Here is a 19,364-nt window from a genome sequence, read left to right on the forward strand (position 1 = left end):
GCGAGGGCCCGGTGGGGCCCTCGCCGGTGGCGGTCAGCGTGAGAGGCCGCGCTCGATGGCCTCGATGATGCGCGGCCGCAGCTCGGCGGCGCTGATGATGGCGTCGACCGACCCCACCTCGACGGCCCGCTGGATGCTGTGCACCCGGTCGAACTCCGCCGCCACCTCACCCAGCTTCTCCGCCCGCACGGCCGCCTGGACCTCCGGCAGCTGGGCGGTGAGCGCCGCCCGCTCGGCACCCTCTGCGCGCGAGATCCGCGCCTGCAGCTCGGTCACCCGCGCGTCGTTGGCGGTGCGGTTGTTCACCTCGCCGGAGAAGACGACCGCCGCCGCCGGAGCGCCGCCCAGCACCGAGGCGAACGACCCCTCCAGCGCCAGCACGGTCATGTTCGGGTTGAGCGCCTTGGAGAACACCACGAACGCGCCCCCGTGGTAGCGGGAGATCACGCAGAACACGATCGGGCCCTCGAAGTTGACGATCGCCCGCCCGATCTCGGCGCCGTACTCCAGCTGCAGCTTGCGCATCGACTCAGGCGACCCGTCGAACCCCGACAGGTTCGCCAGCACCACCAGCGGCCGGTTGCCGGAGGCGGCGTTGATCGCCCGCGCGGTCTTCTTCGACGACAACGGGAAGAGCGTGCCGGCCGTATAGGTGTCGGGCCCGTCGGTGGGAGGGAAGCCGCGGCGCGGCACCGGCCGGGACTCGATGCCGATGAGGCAGACCGGCTGTCCGCCGATGTGCACGTCCTGCACCGCGGAGGTCTCGGCGTCGGCCATGCGCGCCCAGCGCTCCAGCACCGGGTGGTCCTGGTCGGACAGGGCGCGCATCACCGTGCGGATGTCGAAGGCCTTCTTGCGGTCGGGGTTGTGCTCGGCCGAGAAGATCTCGCCGACGGTGGTGAAGTCGCTGCCGGCCGCCGAGTGCGGGAAGTCGCGCACGTCGCGGTCGATCGGGTCGGCCGTGTGGGCGCGGCGCGGGCCCCGCTCGCCCGGCACCACGTAGGTGTGGTCGTAGTGGGCCATCAGCACGTCGCGGGCGGCGGCCAGGTTGGGCGCCCAGTACTGCGCCTGCCCGTTGGGTCCCATGACGCGGTCGTAGCCGCCGATGCCGACGTTGTCCTCGGCGGAGACGCCGCCGGAGAAGTCGAGCGACTGCTTGCCGGTGAGGACCATCGCCGAGTCGGGCGTCATCACCAGGATGCCCTTGGTGTGCATGAGCATCGTCGCCTCGGCGTTCCAGTACGGCTGGGCGCCGACGGTGATGCCCGCGACCACGATGTTGATCTCGCCGCCCGCCTGGGTGAAGGTGACGATGCGCTTGAGCGCGGCGGCCACCCAGTCCATGTTCTCGGTGCCGGAGCTCATCGAGACGCGCGCGCCCGCCGAGAGGGCGAACCACTCCAGCGGCACCCCCATGCGGTCGGCGAGGTCGAGGGCGGCGATCACGCGGCGGCACTCGGGCTCCGACAGGGCGCCGAGCGCCTTGGTCGGGTCGCCGAGCAGCACCACGCGGGTGACGCCCTCCGGGTGCCGCGAGGTCGGCGTCGCGATGACGCCCGCGACGAGCGCCGCGGTGTTCTCCCCGCGCGGCCGCACGACCGGCACCAGGACGCCATGCTCGTCGAGGTCGTGCTCGATGAAGGTGCCCTCGGGCCCGGCGAGCATGCCGGTCAGCTCGTAGGGGTAGACGTTGCCGCGGCGGGCGGCGCGCAGCACCTTCTGGCGGTAGGCGTCGAGCGGCTGGACCGGCTCGGTGGTCGGCTTCTCGACGTGCAGGCTCGCGCCGCGGCCCGGGTCGAGGGTGATCTGTACGGCGACCTCGCTGAGCTCGCCGGCGGCGTTGCGCTGGCGGGCCACGAACAGGACCTCCTCCAGCCCCGCGCCGGCCGTGGTCGGCAGGATGCGCTCGACCAGGGCGTTCAGCTCGTCGGCTGTCAGCTCGGCCGACGGCCAGACGTACATCATGATCCGGTTGGTGTCGAAACGCTTGTTCTGCGGCCGCTGCATCTGGATGGTGCGGATCGCCTCCAGGCCGGCGGCCAGGGCGTCCTCGACGGAGGGCAGCGCGACCAGGCGGCCGTCGGACTCGCGCAGCGCCGTCAGGTCGCGGACCTGGCCCATGGCGATGAGCCGCTCGTCGGCCGGGTTGCTGCGGGCGACGGCCTTGAAGAGGTAGATCTCCTCGTCGGTCGACGGCAGGCGGGTGAGGTCGAACTCGCGCCACCGCTCCAGCTGCAGGCGTTGGGCGATCTGCGGGTGCAGGCCGCGGATCAGGCGGTCTTCGGCGAAGCCCGCGCCGTCGGGGCGGTAGGTGAAGTGGTGGTGCATGACGGCGCCGCTGCGCCCGGCGACCGTGGTGGTGATGCGGCGGATGCCGGCCGAGGTGGCGTGCTCGGCCAGGAGCTCGCCGAGCCGTACGGCCATGGCGTCGGCGTCGGGCTGGCCCTCCCAGGTGATGTAGAGGTCGGCGACCAGCCCGCGCGCGGCCACGCCCTCGGCCTCGGCGGCGAAGGCGCGCAGGGCGGCGATCGCGGCGGGCAGCGAGCTGATGTCGACGGCGGTGGTGACCACGCGCGTGACGCCGCGCACGCCGGTGTGGTCGACGCTGACGAACCGGCAGCCCTCGCTCTCGCGGACGGTCACCTCCGACAGCGAGCGGTTGCCGTAGTAGCGGCGGGTCAGCACTTCGAGCAGCGGCGCGTGGTCGGTGCCCGCGCGGCCGATGCGCTGGCCGATCAGGCGCACGAGAGGTTCCGAGCTGGCGACCATGGCCTGGATGCGCTCGGCGCGGTCGGGCGCGCCGGGGTTGCGGTCGAGGTAGCCGAGGTCGGCGCGGACGGAGGCGTAGACGGTGGCGCGGGTGCGGCGCAGCAGCGGCTGGGCGAACCAGCGGAACACGACGCTGCGGGACAGGTCGGAGACGGTCGGGAAGCGCACCTGGGTGGCTTCGACCAGGTGCTCGAGGGTCAGGCCCGCGCGCTCGCTGAGCGACTCCAGCGGCGGCGAGTCGGACAGCCACTGGCGCAGCAGCGCGGAGACGATGCCGACGTCGCCGCCCATGCGCTGCTGGGCCAGGAAGATCCGGAAGACCGCCGCCTCGAGCTCGGGGGTGCGGTCGAGGCCGTCGACGCCGTAGTGGGCCAGCACCTTGGCGAGCTTGGCCTGGAAGTCGTCGGTGAGGCCGGCGCGCTCGACGTCGAGGCTGCGAAGGTAGCCGTGGAAGAACTCGCGCGGGCTGTGCACCGGGCTGTCGGGCTCCAGGTCGAGCCCGCCGACCGGCTTGTTGAGGCTGAGCTCCGACAGGTCGGCGAAGACGGTGAGCAGCTCCAGCTCGCCTTCGAGCAGGCGCCCGCCCAGCTCGGCGCGGGCGCTCAGGTAGTCGGACAGTACCCGCCTGCCGTCGAGCGGGTCGACGTCGAAGCCCAGCAGGAGGCTGCACAGGTCCTGCAGGCCGCGCTCGACGCGCTCGGCCGCGGAACCGGCCTGCGGCTCGGCGGGCAGCTCGACCTCGACGGTCTCGGCGGCCGACTCGGCCTGGCCGGCGCCCTCGTCGGCCAGCGGCTCCAGCCGCATCAGGGGAGCGCCGGTCTCGACCTGGGTGCCGGCGGAGACCGGGCACTCGCGCACGCGGGCACGGAACGGAGCGCGGATGACCGTCTCCATCTTCATGCTCTCCAGCACCAGGATCGCGGCGCCCGCCTCGACCTCGTCACCGACCCCGACGGGTGTCGCGACGACCAGGGCAGGGGCGGGGGAGCGCACGACGCCGCCCTCGTCGCGGCTGATGCGGTGGGTGACGCCGTCGACCTCGACCAGGTGGATGGGGCCGTGGGTGTCGGACACCAGGCGGAAACGGCGGCCGTTGACGGTCATCTGGCCGCTGTGCTCGTCGAACCGCTCGATCTCGACGTCGGCGGGGTGCACCTCGCCGCCGCCGGAGACGCCGACGCGGAACCGGTTGTGGCCGACGCGGGCGACGCTCACCCGGTAGCCGACGCCGCGCAGCTTGAGGTCGAGCGGGCGGCCCGTGTCGTGCTGCACCTGGGGGCGCCCGCCGTGGGCGGTGGACAGCAGCCGCTGGATGCTGACCTCCTCCTCGTCGAGGTAGGCCTCGATCGCGGCGGCGGCCAGGGCGACGGCGGAGTGGCGGTGGCTGATCAGACGGCCCTCGGCACGCACACGGTCGATCCAGCCGGTGTCGGCGGAGGCGTCGATGACCTCGGGCTGGTCGAGCAGGTCGAGCACGAAGCTCTTGTTGGTGGCGCCGCCCTCGATGATCACGGTGGTCTCGGACATGGCGCGGCGCAGCCTGCCCAGGGCCTGCTCGCGGTCGCGGCCGTAGGCGATGATCTTGGCGATCATGGAGTCGAAGTCGGCCGGGATGGTGTCGCCCTCGCCGACGCCGGTGTCGACCCGGATGCCGGGGCCGGCCGGCAGCACCAGGCGCGCGATGCGGCCGGGGGCGGGGGCGAAGTCGCGGTCGGGGTCCTCGGCGTTGAGCCGCGCCTCGACGGCGTGGCCGAGCTCGGCCGGCTGCGGGCCCTCCAGCTTGCCTCCGGAGGCCACGTGCAGCTGCAGCCTGACCAGGTCGGTGCCGGTGGTGATCTCGGTGATCGGGTGCTCGACCTGGAGGCGGGTGTTGACCTCGAGGAAGGCGAACAGCCGCTCGCCCGGGTGGTAGAGGAACTCCACGGTGCAGGCGCCGCGGTAGCTCACGGCCAGGGCCAGGCGCTCGGCCGCGGCCTTCAGCTCGCTCGTCTGCTCGGGACCCAGGACGGGGGAGGACGACTCCTCGATGATCTTCTGGTTGCGCCGCTGCACCGAGCAGTCGCGCACGCCCAGCGCCCAGGCCGTGCCCTGGCCGTCGGCGATGACCTGCACCTCGACGTGGCGGGCGCCGGTGACCAGGCGCTCCAGGAAGACCACGCCGGAGCCGAACGCCCGCAGCGCCTCCTGGCTGGTGCGCTCGTAGGCGTCGGTCAGCTCCTCGCGTGAGGCGACCATGCGGATGCCGCGTCCGCCGCCGCCCGCGGTCGCCTTGAGCATCAGCGGGTAGCCGATCTCGTCGCCGGCGCGCAGGGCGTCGTCGAGCGTGGCCACCTCGCCGCGGCTCCACGGCGCGACGGGGACGCCCACCTCCTCGGCGATGAGCTTGGCGCCGATCTTGTCGCCGAGCAGGCGCATCGCCTCCGCGCTCGGGCCGATGAACGTCACGCCGATCTTGTCGCACAGCTCCGCGAAGGCGGGGTCCTCGGCGACGAAGCCCCAGCCCACCCAGGCCGCGTCGGCGCCGGTCTCCACCAGTGCCCGCTCCAGCACGGCCAGGTCGAGGTACGGCCTGGCGGAGGCGGGCCCGAGCGGGTAGGCGATGTCGGCCTCGCGCACGAACGTCGTATTGCGGTCGGCGTCGGTGTAGAGGGCGACCGTCTCGATCCGGGTCCCCGTCTCGGCGGAAAGATCGCGAACGGCGTGGATGAGCCGCATCGCGGCCTCTCCGCGGTTGACGATGGCCACTCGACTGAACACCGGTTGAGCCTCCCAAGCTAACTCACGCATAAGGCGACGTCCGGGTCCCGGAGCGTCGCCTGCCTACTCGATAGCTTGCTCGATTTGTTACCTGTTCACCAATGTCCGCATCGCGCAGGACAGAGCCGCCGCATTGTAGGAAACCCACAAACGAGCTAACCACATCGGGCGGGAGGAAACGCACCCGAGGTCCCCGGTCTGGGGATGGACAGGGGTGCCTCGGGTGGCGGGACACGTCAGCCGTTCCAGGTCTCGGGCTTCTTCTCCTCATCCAGCGACTGCTGGAGGTTCAGGTTGGCTTGGATCGCGCCGGCCCGGGTGGAGCGGCGGGTCGACACGGCGGTGGGTGTCGGCTTCTGCGAGTTCTTGGTGATCGCCGTCTGGATCGGCTTGGTGGCCGGGACCGCCGCCGCGGGCTTGTTGTTGAACTTGATGGTGAAGAGGAGCTTGGGCACCACCTGCGGCGTCGTAGGGGGCGGAGAGGGAGGCGGGGTCGCGGGCCGGACGGGTGACGACTGCGGGTCGTCGGCCTCGTCGTCCGTCGGTATCGGCGACATCGGCGTGTCCTCGTCACTGGCCCCGTCGTCGCCCTCCTCCTCGCCGCTGGAGTAGTAGTCGGAGATGGCGTCCGCCTTGGCCGGAAGCTTCATGTTCTGGATCGCCGAGGCGATCTTCCTGGGGCCGTCCGGATCCAGGAGGGTGGCGTTGAGCTGCTGCTCCGTAGGGGTGCCGCCGGTGGCGGGGATGCCGAGGAAGGCCCGCAGGATGTCGGCCGAGGTGAGCTCGGCGGGCAGGGGCCACTTGTAGGTGTCGAAATGGGTCGAGGAGACGGTGACGTCGAGCCCCTCGGTCTGCGCCACGGCGCTGAGCATCAGCCAGCAGTAGAAGCAGCACAGCTTGGAGATGCCGATGGCGAACTCGGCCTCCTGCACGTCCCTCGTGACCTGCGTGGCCGCCACCATCTGCTGGGTCTGCGCCGCCGCGCCGTTGAGCTGGGCGAGATCGGGGTCGAGCTGCTGCGGTAGCTGGACGACGGGCTTGGTCGCGGTGTTCCGCCTCAGGTCCATCCTGCGCTTGACCACGAGCGCGCCCGCCTGGGTCTCGGCGTGGACGTGCTGGGACATCTTGCCGTGCTGGTTCTGCGCGGTGTGCGCCATGACGCGCAGGTCCGCCCAGTCCTGGCTGAGCTGGGTGAGGTACTTGAGCGTCTTGGTGAGCCGTCGAAGGCTCGTCTGGTTGGTCTTCTCCTGCGACATGCCCCGCAGAGGCTTCTTGGTCATGTCGTTGAGCAGCGACTGCGTCATTTCCTGCACGCCGGTCAGCTGATCGTCGGCCGCCTGGAGCAGGCGCCGGAAGTCCGCCTCCATCCGGTCGTCCGGCTTGTTGGCGAACAGCCGCAGCTCGTGCGTCTTGAGCTTGGCGACGGCCACGCACTGGCGCTGGGAGTGGAGGGTGGCCAGCACCCAGGCCAGCCGGTCGAGGCTGTGCTGCTCGGGACTGCCCGAGGCGGTCAGCGACGTGCCCAGCGGCTGGTTCCGGTTCATCGCGGTCCGCATCGACCCGTGCCGCGCCTCCAGTTGCTTCTTGACCAGCTTGGCGACGTTCTCGTCCATGTCACGCCAGCCGGCCTCGAAGAGGTTGCGCGGTGCCCGGCTCGGCTTGCCGAACAGAGGATGGCCCTCGTCCTCGAGCGCGGCCACGAACTCGGCGTAGTCGAGGCCGTTCTGGCCGCAGAACGTCTTGACCGCGTCATGCAGGTCGATGTCCGCCGCCCGCCCGCAGTTCAGGGTCGCCGCCGCCAGGGTGCCCGCCCATCCACCCGCGGTGATCTTGAGCACGTCGGCCACGGCCTGCCAGACCAGGGGGTGGCCGGGCTGATCGAATTTGGAGATGGCCTGCAGGATCTCGAACGGGTCGGACGCCGGGGTCGCCTTCATGTCGTTGACGAGGAAGTTCCGCACGTCGGCCCGGGTGTAGGGGAGCTCCTGCTGGGTGTCGGCGGCGATCATCTGCTGGGCCGTGTCGATGCCCGCCGAGGAGTCCTCGTCATCCCCTTCGTCGTCCTCCTCCTGGCCCTCCTCGTCGGAGTCGCGAGGCGAATCGCGGGGGGAATCGCCGTCTCGCTTGGTGACCATCTGCTCGTCCTGGTCGTCGGGGTCGTTCTGGACGTCCGGATCGTCGGTCTGGATCGGATCCGCGTCATCTCCGTAGAAGCCCTCGATGTTGCGCCCCGGGGTCGGCGGTGGGCTCGGCGACGCCTTGCGGCTGCCGGACGGTGAGCGGGATGTGCTGCGCGAGCGTGACGGGCTGCGCGAGCCGGTCGGTGTGATGGACACGGTTCTCCTCCTGGGGAAAGGTCAGCGCAACCCGGCGCGGTAGGTGAGCACGAGCCGCAGCCCGCGCAGGGACGTACGCTCGCCCGACCACCCCAGCCGCAGCCCGCCGGAGCCGAGCGACAGGCCCGGGGTGGGGAGCAGCCGGCCGTCGGGGAGCGCGGCGCCGTCCAGCGTCAGCCGTGCGTCACCGTCGTAGACGGCGTACAGGCCGGTGATCTGCCGCCCGTGCAGGTCCGGTAGGTGTGCCGGGGTGAGGGGGAGCGTGAGCGTGGACCCGGACGAGGCCCACGCGTCGGGGAAGGCGGCGGGAACGTCGAAGCAGACGGCCGCGCCGTACGGCTTGAGCATGCCCTTGACGGCGGCGGCGAAGGTGTCGCCGCCGTGCTCGGCGGTGTAGCGCACGGTGAGCACCACGTCGTGCAGGCCGGCGGGCCGGTCGGCCGAGCGCAGGCCGGGCAGCTCCAGCCGCCACGTGGAGATCGCGCCGGTGCCCTCGAACGGCAGGTAGCGCTCGTCGTCGTAGCGCAGCTCGAACAGACCGTTGTTCTCCCAGCCCTGCGCCACGTGCGACAGTGCGATGCGCTGGCCGGCACGCCAGTCGGAGCGCACCTGCGCCGGAGCCGGGCCCTGCGGGCTGAGCAGCCACTGCGCGGCGCGCGGGTCGGGCGCGAGCAGGGTGCGGTGCGACAGCTGGGTGAGCATGGCGTTCGGCGTGAGCGGCTGGCCGTCGGCGGTCTCGAACGAGATCGCCATCGCCCGCAGCTGCCGCCGGTACAGGCCGGGGAAGTCGTGGTCGAAGAACTCCTCCGACAGGGCGAACTCGCACGAGCCCGTCCTGACCAGGGTGAGCAGCGCGACCGGGTCGACCTCCAGCAGCGAGGCCCGGCGGGTGATCTCCAGGCGGCGGCCGTCGGAGTCGGCGTAGGCGCGGGCCAGCCGGTCCAGGTCGGCGCCGAGCGTCTGGCCGGCCAGCAGGCCGGCGCGCCTGCTGTCCCAGGCGGCGGGCCTGATCGCCGGGGCGGGCGTGCCGCGCTCGAACTCGAAGGCCCGCTCGGCCGCCTTGGCCAGGTCGTGGGCGGTGCCGTAGGCCTGGAAGCTCAGCTCGGCCATGCGCGAGGCCATCCACTGGTACAGCTCGCCGCCGGTGAACTTGCCGCGCAGGAACGCCGAGACGGCCTGTTGCTGGCCGATCTGCCGTTCCAGGATCTCCAGCTCGCGGCGGGCCGAGATCACGCCCGCCTCGCCGCCGGCGACCTGCGCGGCGATCTGGGCCACCTCGCCGCGCGCGGTGTCGGCCTGGAGCCGCCAGTCCTGCTCCGAGCGTTCGTGCTCGGCGCGCACGCCCAGCACCTCGCCGAGCACCTGCAGGCCCTCGCCGAGCGACTCCGCGACCTCGGCTCCTTCGGCCAGGGCGTCGCCGACCTGGTCGCCGCCGTACATCGTGCCCAGGATGAACGGGCCGAGCAGGACCTGGGGGACGCCGTGCGCGATCGCCGCACCGATCTTGAGCCCGCTCGCGGTGAAGTGCGCCGCCGCCGCGCTGGCCATGAGCCCGATCTGCGCCTGCTGGAGCGCGGAGGGACCGGCCGCGATCATCGCCTCGTAGGCGGCCACCCGGTTCTCGGCCGCCGTCAGCCCGGCGCGCAACGCGGTCACGTTCTCCTCGGCCATGACGACCTGCGCCTGCCGTACGGCACGCGTCATCTGCAGCAGGACCGCCTCGTGCTCGTCGGCCAGCAGCCCGAGCGCCTCCGAGTCGCGCCGCTCCAGGGTGTCGAGCAGCAGCCCGGAGAAGTCGCGCACCCGGTCGGCCAGCTCCTGGGCCCGCCGCAGCACCGTCGTGAACCGGTAGTGCGGCACCTCGGCCGCGACCGTCTCGCCGTACGGCACCGCGGCCCCGTCGGCCGAGGCCCGCACGACGAGCGCGGCCGGGTCGATGGGCGGCTCGAACAGCGGCAGCGGCCGGGCCACGCCCAGGATGTCGAGCGACGCCCTGATCTTGGTGAGCCGGTCGGCGACCAGGTCCCAGTAGCCGCCCAGCGACGGGTTGACCGGGATGTGGAAGTACGGGTCGACCGCTCCGGCGTGCGCCCGCACCAGCCCGCCGAGCGCGTCGCCCTCGGTGAGCTCGGGGTCCAGCCCGGTGAAGGGCAGCGCCGCGACCGAGGGCAGCGCCCCGAGGTCGCCCGGACGGCGGCCCAGCAGGTCGTGGGCGAGCAGGTAGAGCATCCTGGCCTCGTCGACGCTCTCCATCGTGTACTGGCGGAACAGCAGGTCGCCCCAGTCGAGCAGGTTGTCGACGTACCCGGCCACCACGGCCCGGCGGTAGGCGACCGGCCGCAGGGCGGCGATCGTGTGCGGGTCGAACGGATCCTCCAGGTAGGCGTGCAGCAGCGCCTGCCGGTCACCCGCCAGGTCGTAGGCGCGTGCCAGCCCGGCGGCCACCGCCAGGTCCTCGCCCACCGACGGGTCGCGCCCTGCGGCCAGGTCGGGCAGCTCGGCCAGGGCCTGCCGGTCGGCCCAGGTCAGCTCGCCCTCGCCGCGGAAGACCGGCACCAGCGACTCCAGCAGCGCCACCGCGTCGTCGAGACCGCTGTCCTCGCGCAGCCGCAGCGCCTCGGCCAGGGCGCCGGGGTCGGCGCCGAGGAAGGGCAGGAAACGCCAGTACTGGTCGGATCTGGTCGGGTCGAAGACGTGCTCGAACCAGGTCCGCGCCTCCTCGAAGCGCTGCGCGGCGTTGAGCGCCTGGGCGATGAGCAGCGGAGCGTGGAAGAAGATCTCCCAGTAGTAGGAGCCGTTGGCGCTGGAGAAGTCCAGGTGGGAGCGGCCGGGCAGCCATTCCTTGACGACCCGCTCCTCCTTGACCCGGATCGTGGTCGCGTCGGAGGTGCCGGTGTCGAGCGCGGGCAGCTCGTCGGTCTCCTGCGTGGTGGTGTCGAGCAGCGCAGCGACGCCGCCGGTGAGCAGGCGCTGGTTGAGTTTGGACGCGGTGCTGCTGGTCAGGCGCACGATGTCGTGCGGCAGGCCGGTCAGGGGGTAGGGGATGCCCGCGTCGCCCCGGTAGAGCAGGTAGGTCGTGTTGCGGAAGATGTACAGGCCGTCGCGCGACTCCATGATCCCTCTGATGGAGGCGGGCAGGTTGGCCCACTCGCCGCGCAGCGGCCGGAAGATCCACTCGCCGACCCTGGCGTAGCCGCCGCTGCGCAGGGCGTAGCCGCCGATCACGCCGGTGATGGGACGGGGGATGGTCATCGGGTAGCCGTCGGCCTCGTCCATCACGGCCCTGGGATGGCCTTCGTCGTCGAGGCTGTAGCGGGCCAGGCGGGTGCCGCTGGTGACGAACAGGTGCTCGCCCTCCATCCAGGCGGCGTCCACCGTGCGCCAGCCGGCGCTGGTGGCGGGCTGCGCGGATGCGGCGGGGAGAGGCGGCGTCCAGATCCCGCCCAAGTCGTCGTCCTGGTTCAGGGGGTTGCCCGATCGGCCGGGAGGCGGCTGCGTGGGAACGGGGAAGGGCAGGGTGGGCGGCGGCACGACGACGCCGATCACCGGCTGGCCGTCGGGCCCGATGAGGATGACCGTCGAGCCGCCGGGCTGAGGCGGTGGTTCGTCCTCGGTGAAGCCCCACACGTGGTCGATCTGCTGGATGCGCTCGACCCTGTCACGCCCGCGCACCAGCATGGCGTACTGGTTGCCGACGTTGTCCCAGATCAGCCGGTTGCCGTTGGGCAGCTCCACGGCCGCGTCGATCCGGTCCCAGGAGGGCAGGCCCTCCCGGTTGCCGCGGATGGGCTTGTCTTCCGGGATCTCGCCGGGCGGCGGCAGCATCGGACGGCACAGGAAGCTGCCGCCCTTGAGGTCGACGCTGAACCACGAGCCCCGGTCGAACCCGGCGGGCCTGTCGAACCAGATCACCGACGCCGGGTTCACCTCCTCGTCCGCGTGGAAGATCGTGGTGACGTCGCCGGCGGGCGGGGGGATCACCACGCCCTCGATCGGCACGGCGTACAGCTCGGGGGTGAGAGCGAACTGCGCGCCGACCGGCCCCGTGACGGTCATCGAGGAGTAGGCCACGATGATCGCGTCGTGCTCGGTGCCGGGCAGCGGTCCGGTCCGCACCGTCAGCGTGACGGCCGTGATCGGGTCGATCCTGGGCGCGCCGGAGGCCAGCACCTGGGCGGGCACCCACTCGCCGTTGAGGTTGAGGAAGGAGTAAAAGATCTTCACCTGCCGCCACACCGGCGGCGAGGTGACCTCCTGGGTGCTCTCGTCCGTGGAGCGCACGGCCACCACGGCGGAGCCCTCGCTGGGCTGGAGCGCCTCCACACCGGCCCAGAAGACGAACGTCCTGCCGAAGGCGCGCACCGGGTGCACGCGCTCGGCGTCGATGCGGACGTCCACCTCCTGCCAGGGGCTCCACGACGCCGACAGCCGGTCGCCGTCGCGGAAGAGCGCGTCGCGATGGTAGAAGCGGCGCGGCTCGGTCCTGGTCCTGCCGAACAGCACCAGGCTGCGGGCGCCGTCTCCCGTCGCCTCCACGTAGCCGCCGGCGATGGCCAGGCGCGAGACCTCGGTGTACTCGTCGAGATACCGCTTGTAGGCGCGCTGCGCGGTGGTCGCGGTGACGCCCGACTGCATCAGCTCGTTCTCCAGCGCCACGAAGCCGGGCGTCTTGGTGCCGCGCAGCTCGGGCCGCAGGTAGTTCTCCGGGTAGAGGAAGACCTGGCGGTTGGCCTCCCACACCCGGTAGTTGCGCATCCAGCCCCACCAGCGGCGCAGCCGTTCCCTGTCGTCCTCCTCCAGCCGCTCCAGGTCCAGCAGGCAGCGGTGCAGGTAGAGCTGGACGGCGGCGATGGCCTCGCGCACCCGCGTGGTCAGGCCGAGCCCGCCCATCTCCACGTCGATGAGCAGCCGCTCGAACAGGTCGGTCGAGTCGCCGTCGCCGTGCGACAGGACCGCCGACAGCAGCGCGTCGCGCTTGATCGTGTTGACGGGCTCGCCGGTGAGGTGCCCCAGCCGTGACGGCGGCGCCCCGAGCCGCTCGGCCAGGCGGAACAGCTCGACCGCCTTGAGCGCGAACTCCACGTCGCCATCGGCGGGCAGGGTGCGCTGCACCCACATGAGCTCGGCGGTGTCCCAGCCGAACAGGCCCGCCATGGTGGCATAGGGATCCTCGTCCGGGGTGGTCAGCGCGGTGGCCACGGCGGGGTTGAGCGAGGCGAAGCGGGTGACCGTCACCAGGTCGGCCAGCCGGAAGTCGGGGCCGTCCGACCAGCCCTCGTCCATTCGCCTGGCCGGGCCGCCGGCCCGTTCGCCGTCGAGCGAGACGTAGTCGTCCGACCTGGTCAGGTAGGTCCTGCCGGCCAGGGTGAAGGCGGCGTCGATCCCGTCCTCGAACAACCTCGGCAGGTCGCCCCAGTCGTCCTTGATCGTGCGGGGGAAGCCGGAATCGGCCAGGGCCAGCGTGCCGGAGCCGTACCGCACGTACTGGTCGCCGCGGAAGGCGTAGATCGCGCCGTCAGGGGAGGCGAAGGCGGCGTCGAGCCCGCCGTCGAAGGCGTTCCTGGCCCTGCCCCACGCGGGCGAGGGCCGGGTGCGGTCGTCGGCGCGCACGTGCGCGGCCCCCTTGAACAGGTGGATGCCGCCGGACGTGGCGAAGGCCGCGTCCACGCCGCCGAGGAAGGCGTCGGGCAGCTGGCCGACCCCCAGGTCGTCGTGGAGCAGCGCCAGCGAGCGCGGGTAGCCCTCGTCGGCGGCGGCGTAGTCCTGGCCGCTGTACCGGGCGTAGCGGTCGCCGGCCAGCACGTACGTGCGCTCGCCGACGATCAGGGCGGCGTCGAGCGGCCCCTGGAGCGGGCTCGTACGGCCCAGCGGCGTGTCGTAGGAGGCGGTCAGCGCCCGGGAGGCGACGTGGCAGCGCCCGCCCATGAACAGGTAGAGGGTGCGCCGGTCGGCCACGACCGCGTCCACGGTGGTGATCGCGTCCTCGAAGCTCTCCGGCAGGCCCGGCCACTCGGCGCGGAAGTTGCCCGCGACGGGACGCGGATAGCCGGGGTCGGCCTGCCCGTACTCCCCGGTGGAGTAGCGCGCGTAGCGGTCGCCGCTGAAGACGAAGGTCGTGCCCTCCCAGGTGAAGGCCGCGTCGACGCGCGTGAAGGAGTCCGAGGCGGGCGCGGTGAGCGGCCCCAGCTGCCCGTCGGCGTGACGGCGGAAGCGGTCGCCGAAGAAGAAGCACGTCGAGCCGTCGGCCATGGTGTAAGCGGAGGTGAGCGTGCCCTCGAAGCCGCGCCACACCTGGCTGATCGGGCGCACGGGCCCGCCGCCCGGCAGCGTGAACGTCTCGCCGTTCATGAGCACCAGCGTGTCGCCCTGGGCGATCACCGCCCGGGGGATCGCCGAGGTCTCCCAGAAGCCCGCGTCGGTGGTGCGCGGGTAACCGGGATCGGGCGCGGAGTAGTCCTCGCCCGAGTAGACGAGGTACCGCATGACGCCCGACGCGTCGGGCTTCTCGAACAGGTACGTGGCGTCCTTCCAGACGTAGGCGACGCCGACGCTGTTCAGGCCGCCCCACACCTCGTCGATGCGGCGCGGCTCGCGTCCGTCGGTGAAGTACTCGCCGCCGAACAGGTACGTCCTGCCGTCACGGCCCGCGAACGCGGCGTCGACCGTGCCGAGACCGCGCGGACGCCCCCACATCTGCGCCACCGGGTACTCACGGTCGAGCAGCGTGTCGTAGCAGGACTCGCCCTTGAACAGGTAGTTCGCGCCGTCGGTGCCGATCAGCACGGCGTCGAGCCCGGAGCGGAAGCGCTCGGGCACGTCGCGCAGCACCCGCGGCTGGACGGGCTCGGAGACCTCGCCCAGCCCCTCGACCGCGCCGCGCCGGGCCCAGCCCGCGGGCGACTCGGCGAGCAGCCTGCCGTCCTCGACGAACGCGCAGGCCACGCCTGGCGCGTCGTAGACGCGGTAACGCCGGTCGGAGACGACGTGCCAGGTCGAGCCGCTCACCAGGTAGACGTTGCCGCGGTCGGCGAAGGCCGCGTCGACCCGGCCGAGCGTCGCCTTCAGGGCGGCCAGCCTCGGCTCCTGGCGCAGCGCATCGAGGCCGCGCGGATAGCCCAGGTCCGCCCGCTCGCCGGTGAAGCGGGTGTACTGGTCGCCGGAGAACAGGTAGACGTGCCCGCCGAGGGCGAGCGCGGCGTCGACCTGGCCGGTCCTGGCCAGGTTGTCGCGCACCTGCCCCCAGAACGAGGCCACCGGCGCCGGGTAACGGTCGTCCACCTGGCTGTGGTCGGCGGTGCTGTAGCGCACGTACTCCCGCTCGTGGAAGACGTAGGTGCGGCCGTCACGGCCCACGAACGCCGAGTTCACGCCCGGGAAGGGCAGGCTGTCCCAGCCGTCCTCCAGCGGCCTGGGCGCCGACCACCAGCGGCGGCGCAGGTCGAACTGGGCGAACAGGCCGCCGGAGAAGGCGTAGGTGCGGCCGTCGGGCGCGGTGTACACCGCGTCGATCCGGCCGCGGAAGGCGTCGGGCAGGTTCCACCAGTCGCCCGGCAGCGGCTTGGGGAAACCCTCGTCGGGGGTGGCGTAATCGGTGGAGGAGTAGCGCACGAAACGGCCGCCGCCGAACAGGTACGTCTCGCCGTCGAGCACCATCGCGGCGTCGACCTGCGTGAGCCCGCCCCAGTCGGGGGCGATCGCGCGAGGGAAGCCGAGGTCCACGCGCGAGTAGTCGGTGCCCGAGTAGCGCAGGTAGGTGTCGCCGCTGAACAGGTAGGTGCGGCCGTCACGGCCGACGAAGGCGGCGTCCACCTGGTTCGACGGGAAGGCGGGCCGGCCGCGCCCCCAGCGGGCGGCCGTGCGCACGATCTGCGACGTGCCGGTCAGGGCGACCGTGTCGCCCTCCTTGAACAGGTGCAGGACGCCCCGCTCGTCGACGAAGGCCGCCTCGACACCCGACTCGAACTCGGCGGGCACCGGGGTGAAGGCCGTCTCGATGCGCAGCGGGTAGCCGTCGTCGGCACGCGGCTCGCCGAACTCCAGGCCGTCGCTGTGCCGTACGACGTGGCCGTCCCTGATCACGTGCACGCCCGAGGCGTCGGAGAAGACCGCGCCCGGCGGCCCCTCGGCGGCCGAGGCGCCCCACACGTGCCCGCCGTCGAACGGGTGGAACTCGCCGTCGCGGCCGTGGAAGCCGAGCTCGCCGAAGTCCTTCGCCGGGCGCGGGAAGCCCTCGTCGACGGCCGCGAAGCCGGTGCCGGAGTAGCGCACGTGCTGGTCGCCGGCGAACAGGTGGACGTGGCCCTCGCGGTCGACCATCGCCGCGCGCACGGGGTGGCGGGAGAACTCGTCGCGGATGCGGCCCCACACCTGCTCGCGCGGCGCCCACCGCTCGCCGCCCGGCGCGCGCACGTAGGAGCGGGTGCCGCTGACCAGCCAGTCGGAGCCGTCGGGGTGGCGGAAGGCCGCGTCCACCCGGCTCAGGCCGGGGACCAGGGTGGCGATGGTGCCGTCGCCGACGAGCACGCGGTCGCGGTAGCGCCAGAAGCGGTCGGCGCTGAAGACGTAGACGTGACCGTCGGAGCCGTCGAGGAGAGCGTCGACGCGCCGCACGTCCGGGGGCAGGGCGAGCGGCTCGGGGAAACGGTCGGCCAGGCGCAGGTCCTCGAAGAGCAGCGCCGTCTCGGCGGCGCTCAGGCCTAGCTTGGCGGCCAGCAGCGTGAACGCCCGCACGCGCCGGAACGCGAGCCCCGGCCCGGCCGGACCGCCCGGCGCACCGGGCACGGCGAGCACATCGGGTACGGCAGGCACACCGGGTACGGCAGGCACACCGGGTACGGCGAGCGGGACGGGGACGGCGGGCGTGGGCCTGGGCAGCGTGGCCAGGTCGGCGAGCCTCACCCCGGCGCCCGCGCAGACGGCCGCCACGACGGCGGCGGGCACGCCGAGCACCTCCTGGGCGACCGTGAGCAGCGCGCCCTCCCGGCGGGCGGTCCGCGCGGCCACCTTCGCCTCGATCTCCGCCACCCCGGCCCGCAACTCGGCGGCGACCGAGTGCAGCAGTCCGAACACCTCGGCGATGTAGTCCTCCATGCCCGGCAGGTAGAAGTCCAGCACGCTGGAGGGCCGCGTGAAGAAGTCGAGCCGGTCCTCGGCCACGGCCAGCGACTCGTCCAGGTCGCCCGCCTCGGTCAGCACCGTGATCAGGTACTCGCGCTCCCGCGCGCCGAGCCCGAGCCCGGCCAGGGCGTCCAGATCGAGGCTGTAGGGCCGCTGCTGCTCGGCGATCTCCTGGACGAGGGCGACGACGACGGGGTCGTCGCTCTCGCCGGCGGCGACGATCCGCCGCGCCACGGCCCTGTCGGCCAGGGCGGCGAACGCCTCGGCGGGGAAGGTCAGCAGCGCGGCGCGGTGCGCGGCCACCTGACCCTGCAGATCGGCCAGCAGGTCGGCCTTGTCCGCCTCGAACCGGGGATCGAGGGCGAAGGTCGCGGGCGTGAGCGCCAGCAGCCCCTCCTTGTCGCGGACGTCCAGGGCGGGGGTGAGATGGCGATTGTGGATCAGGGAGTCGGCCGTCGCCGCGGGCACCCGCGCCCGCAGCGGTTCGGTGGCGTAGCGGGTGAGGTTGCCGCGGATCAGGGCGAGCACGTCGGCCTCGACGAGCGACAGGTCGGCGTTGGGGCGGCGCACCCGGGCGTTGAGGATCTCGCCGTCGGGGGCGACGTGGCCGTTGAACACCAGGTTGTCGTAGAGCTCGGCCCGCTGGCCGGCGCTGAGGCCGGGCAGGGTGGCCAGGTCGGAGGGGAAGCAGCGGCCGTCGAGGCCGGACACCAGCTCGGCGAGCTTGTCCCGGTAGGGGGAGAAGTCCGTGGTCAAGGCGGTGGGAAGGTCCAGGAGGGTGCCGTCGGAGGAGAGATGGCCGCGCAGGACCAGGTTGGTGAAGACCTTGGCCGCCAGACGGTCGCCCAGGCCCGCGCCCAGCAGGTCGGAGGCGGCGACCGACGACAGGCCGGTCAGCGCCTCGTAGGGGGTGGAGCCGGGTAACGACTCGAACAGGGCGCGTGAGGCGCGGCGGCCGAAACGCGGCGACAGGAACAGGTCCGGGCCGTCGGCGACCTGGGCCAGCCGCTCGGCCAGCCGCTCGGCCAGGTCGCGCTCCAGCGCCGCCTCCTGCGCGGCCAGGGCCTGGCGGGCCGCGGCCCCGCGTTCGTCCCCTTCCTCCTGCTCCAGGGCGCGGGGTCCGCCCGCGAAGGCGGCCACGTCCTCGGGCGACAGCCCGTTGGCGCGGGCCCACGCCACGAGCGCCGGCAGCGCCTGGGCCAGCCACAACCCGGTGGCCGGGTCGGGTTCGGCCACGATGCGCCGCCCCTCGGCGCTCGGCGGCGGCGGGCCGAACGGGACGGGCAGGCTCGCGTCGAGCACGTCCAGGAAGCCGAACAGCTCGTCGGCGGTCAGCCCGAGCGAGGTCAGGTAGCGGGCGGCCCGGTGCAGCGCGTCGCGGGAGGCGTCTCCCGGCAGACCTGCCAGCAGGCGCTCCAGCGTGGCCTGCCCGATACCGAGCGCCTTGGCGACCTCGGGATCGGTCACCTCCAGCAGTTCACCGGGCGCACCCTGCCCGGCGAAGACCTGGGCGGCCAGGGCGGGCGCCATCGGAGCCGCCAGGCTGACCACGACGTCGAGCGGCAGGCCCAGGGCCTTCTCCGCGTGCCGTACGGCGGCCAGCCGTTCCAGCGCGACGCCGTCCAGCCGTGACCAGCACAGCGCGGTCAGCACCAGGTCCAGGTGGGCGATCGGCAGCCCGGTGCGCCGGGCCAGCCGCACGAGCCTGGCCGCCCGGTCGAGCCAGGCGGCCTGGGTGAGGTCGGCGGAGAAGACCAGCCGCCCGCCGTCGGCCGTGGCGGGCGCGTAGCCGCCGCCGGTCAGCTCGGCCAGCTCCGGCACCGACAGGCCGGTCGCCCGGCGCAGGCGCGCCGCCTCCTGGAGGTCGTCGAGCTTGTCCAGGTCGCCCAGGTGGTAGGCCTCGCGCAGATCCGCCTCGCTCGTCCTGGCCTGGGTGATCTCCCCGGCCAGTTCGGGCGACAGCCCCAGGAACTCGCGGGCCAGCTGCGCGCGCGCCGCCCCGAACAGGCGCGGCAGCTCCTCCCTGCCGACCCCGCGCGCCTTGAGGAAGTGCCCGAGCTGCTCATGGTCCAGGTTGAACGGCTTGTCGAACGGGAAGCGCATGGTCCGCAACCGCTCGTAAGGCTGCTCGCCGACGAGCCGTTCGAGGATCTCGACCACCACGTCGAGGTAGGCGGTCTCGCTCCCCTCCTCCAGCGGGACCTCCCACAGGTCGGGGCGTCGCTGACGCAGCTCGCTGCCGTCGATCTCCTCCACGAGCCGGAGCAGATCGGTGAGGTAGGCGGCCGGCGAGAGCGCCGAGCGGGCCTCGTCCCCGCGGCGGAAGTCCAGGCTTCCGAAGAGGAGCTCGTAATTCGGCAGTGCGTTAATACGTCGCACGACGGT

3 protein-coding genes are annotated in these 19,364 nt (G+C 72.8%); all 3 read right to left on the minus strand.

The window, feature by feature from the left end; all coding sequences use genetic code 11:
- Nucleotides 1–33: 33 nt before the first annotated feature.
- Entirely contained in the window at nucleotides 34–5,526 is a 5,493-nt protein-coding gene (locus HNR30_RS08425) for an ATP-binding protein (RefSeq protein WP_181609185.1), read from the minus strand.
- Between the two features lie 236 nt (nucleotides 5,527–5,762).
- Nucleotides 5,763–7,862, minus strand: a complete 2,100-nt coding sequence (locus tag HNR30_RS08430; protein WP_181609186.1) for a hypothetical protein — start codon at nucleotides 7,860–7,862, stop codon at nucleotides 5,763–5,765.
- A 21-nt stretch (nucleotides 7,863–7,883) separates the two neighbouring features.
- The gene (locus HNR30_RS08435; protein WP_181609187.1) at nucleotides 7,884–19,358 is read right to left on the minus strand and encodes a Tc toxin subunit A-related protein; all 11,475 of its coding nucleotides are present in this window, start codon (nucleotides 19,356–19,358) and stop codon (nucleotides 7,884–7,886) included.
- Nucleotides 19,359–19,364: the final 6 nt, after the last annotated feature.

This window comes from Nonomuraea soli (assembly GCF_013761175.1).
Taxonomy (GTDB): Bacteria; Actinomycetota; Actinomycetes; order Streptosporangiales; family Streptosporangiaceae; genus Nonomuraea; species Nonomuraea soli.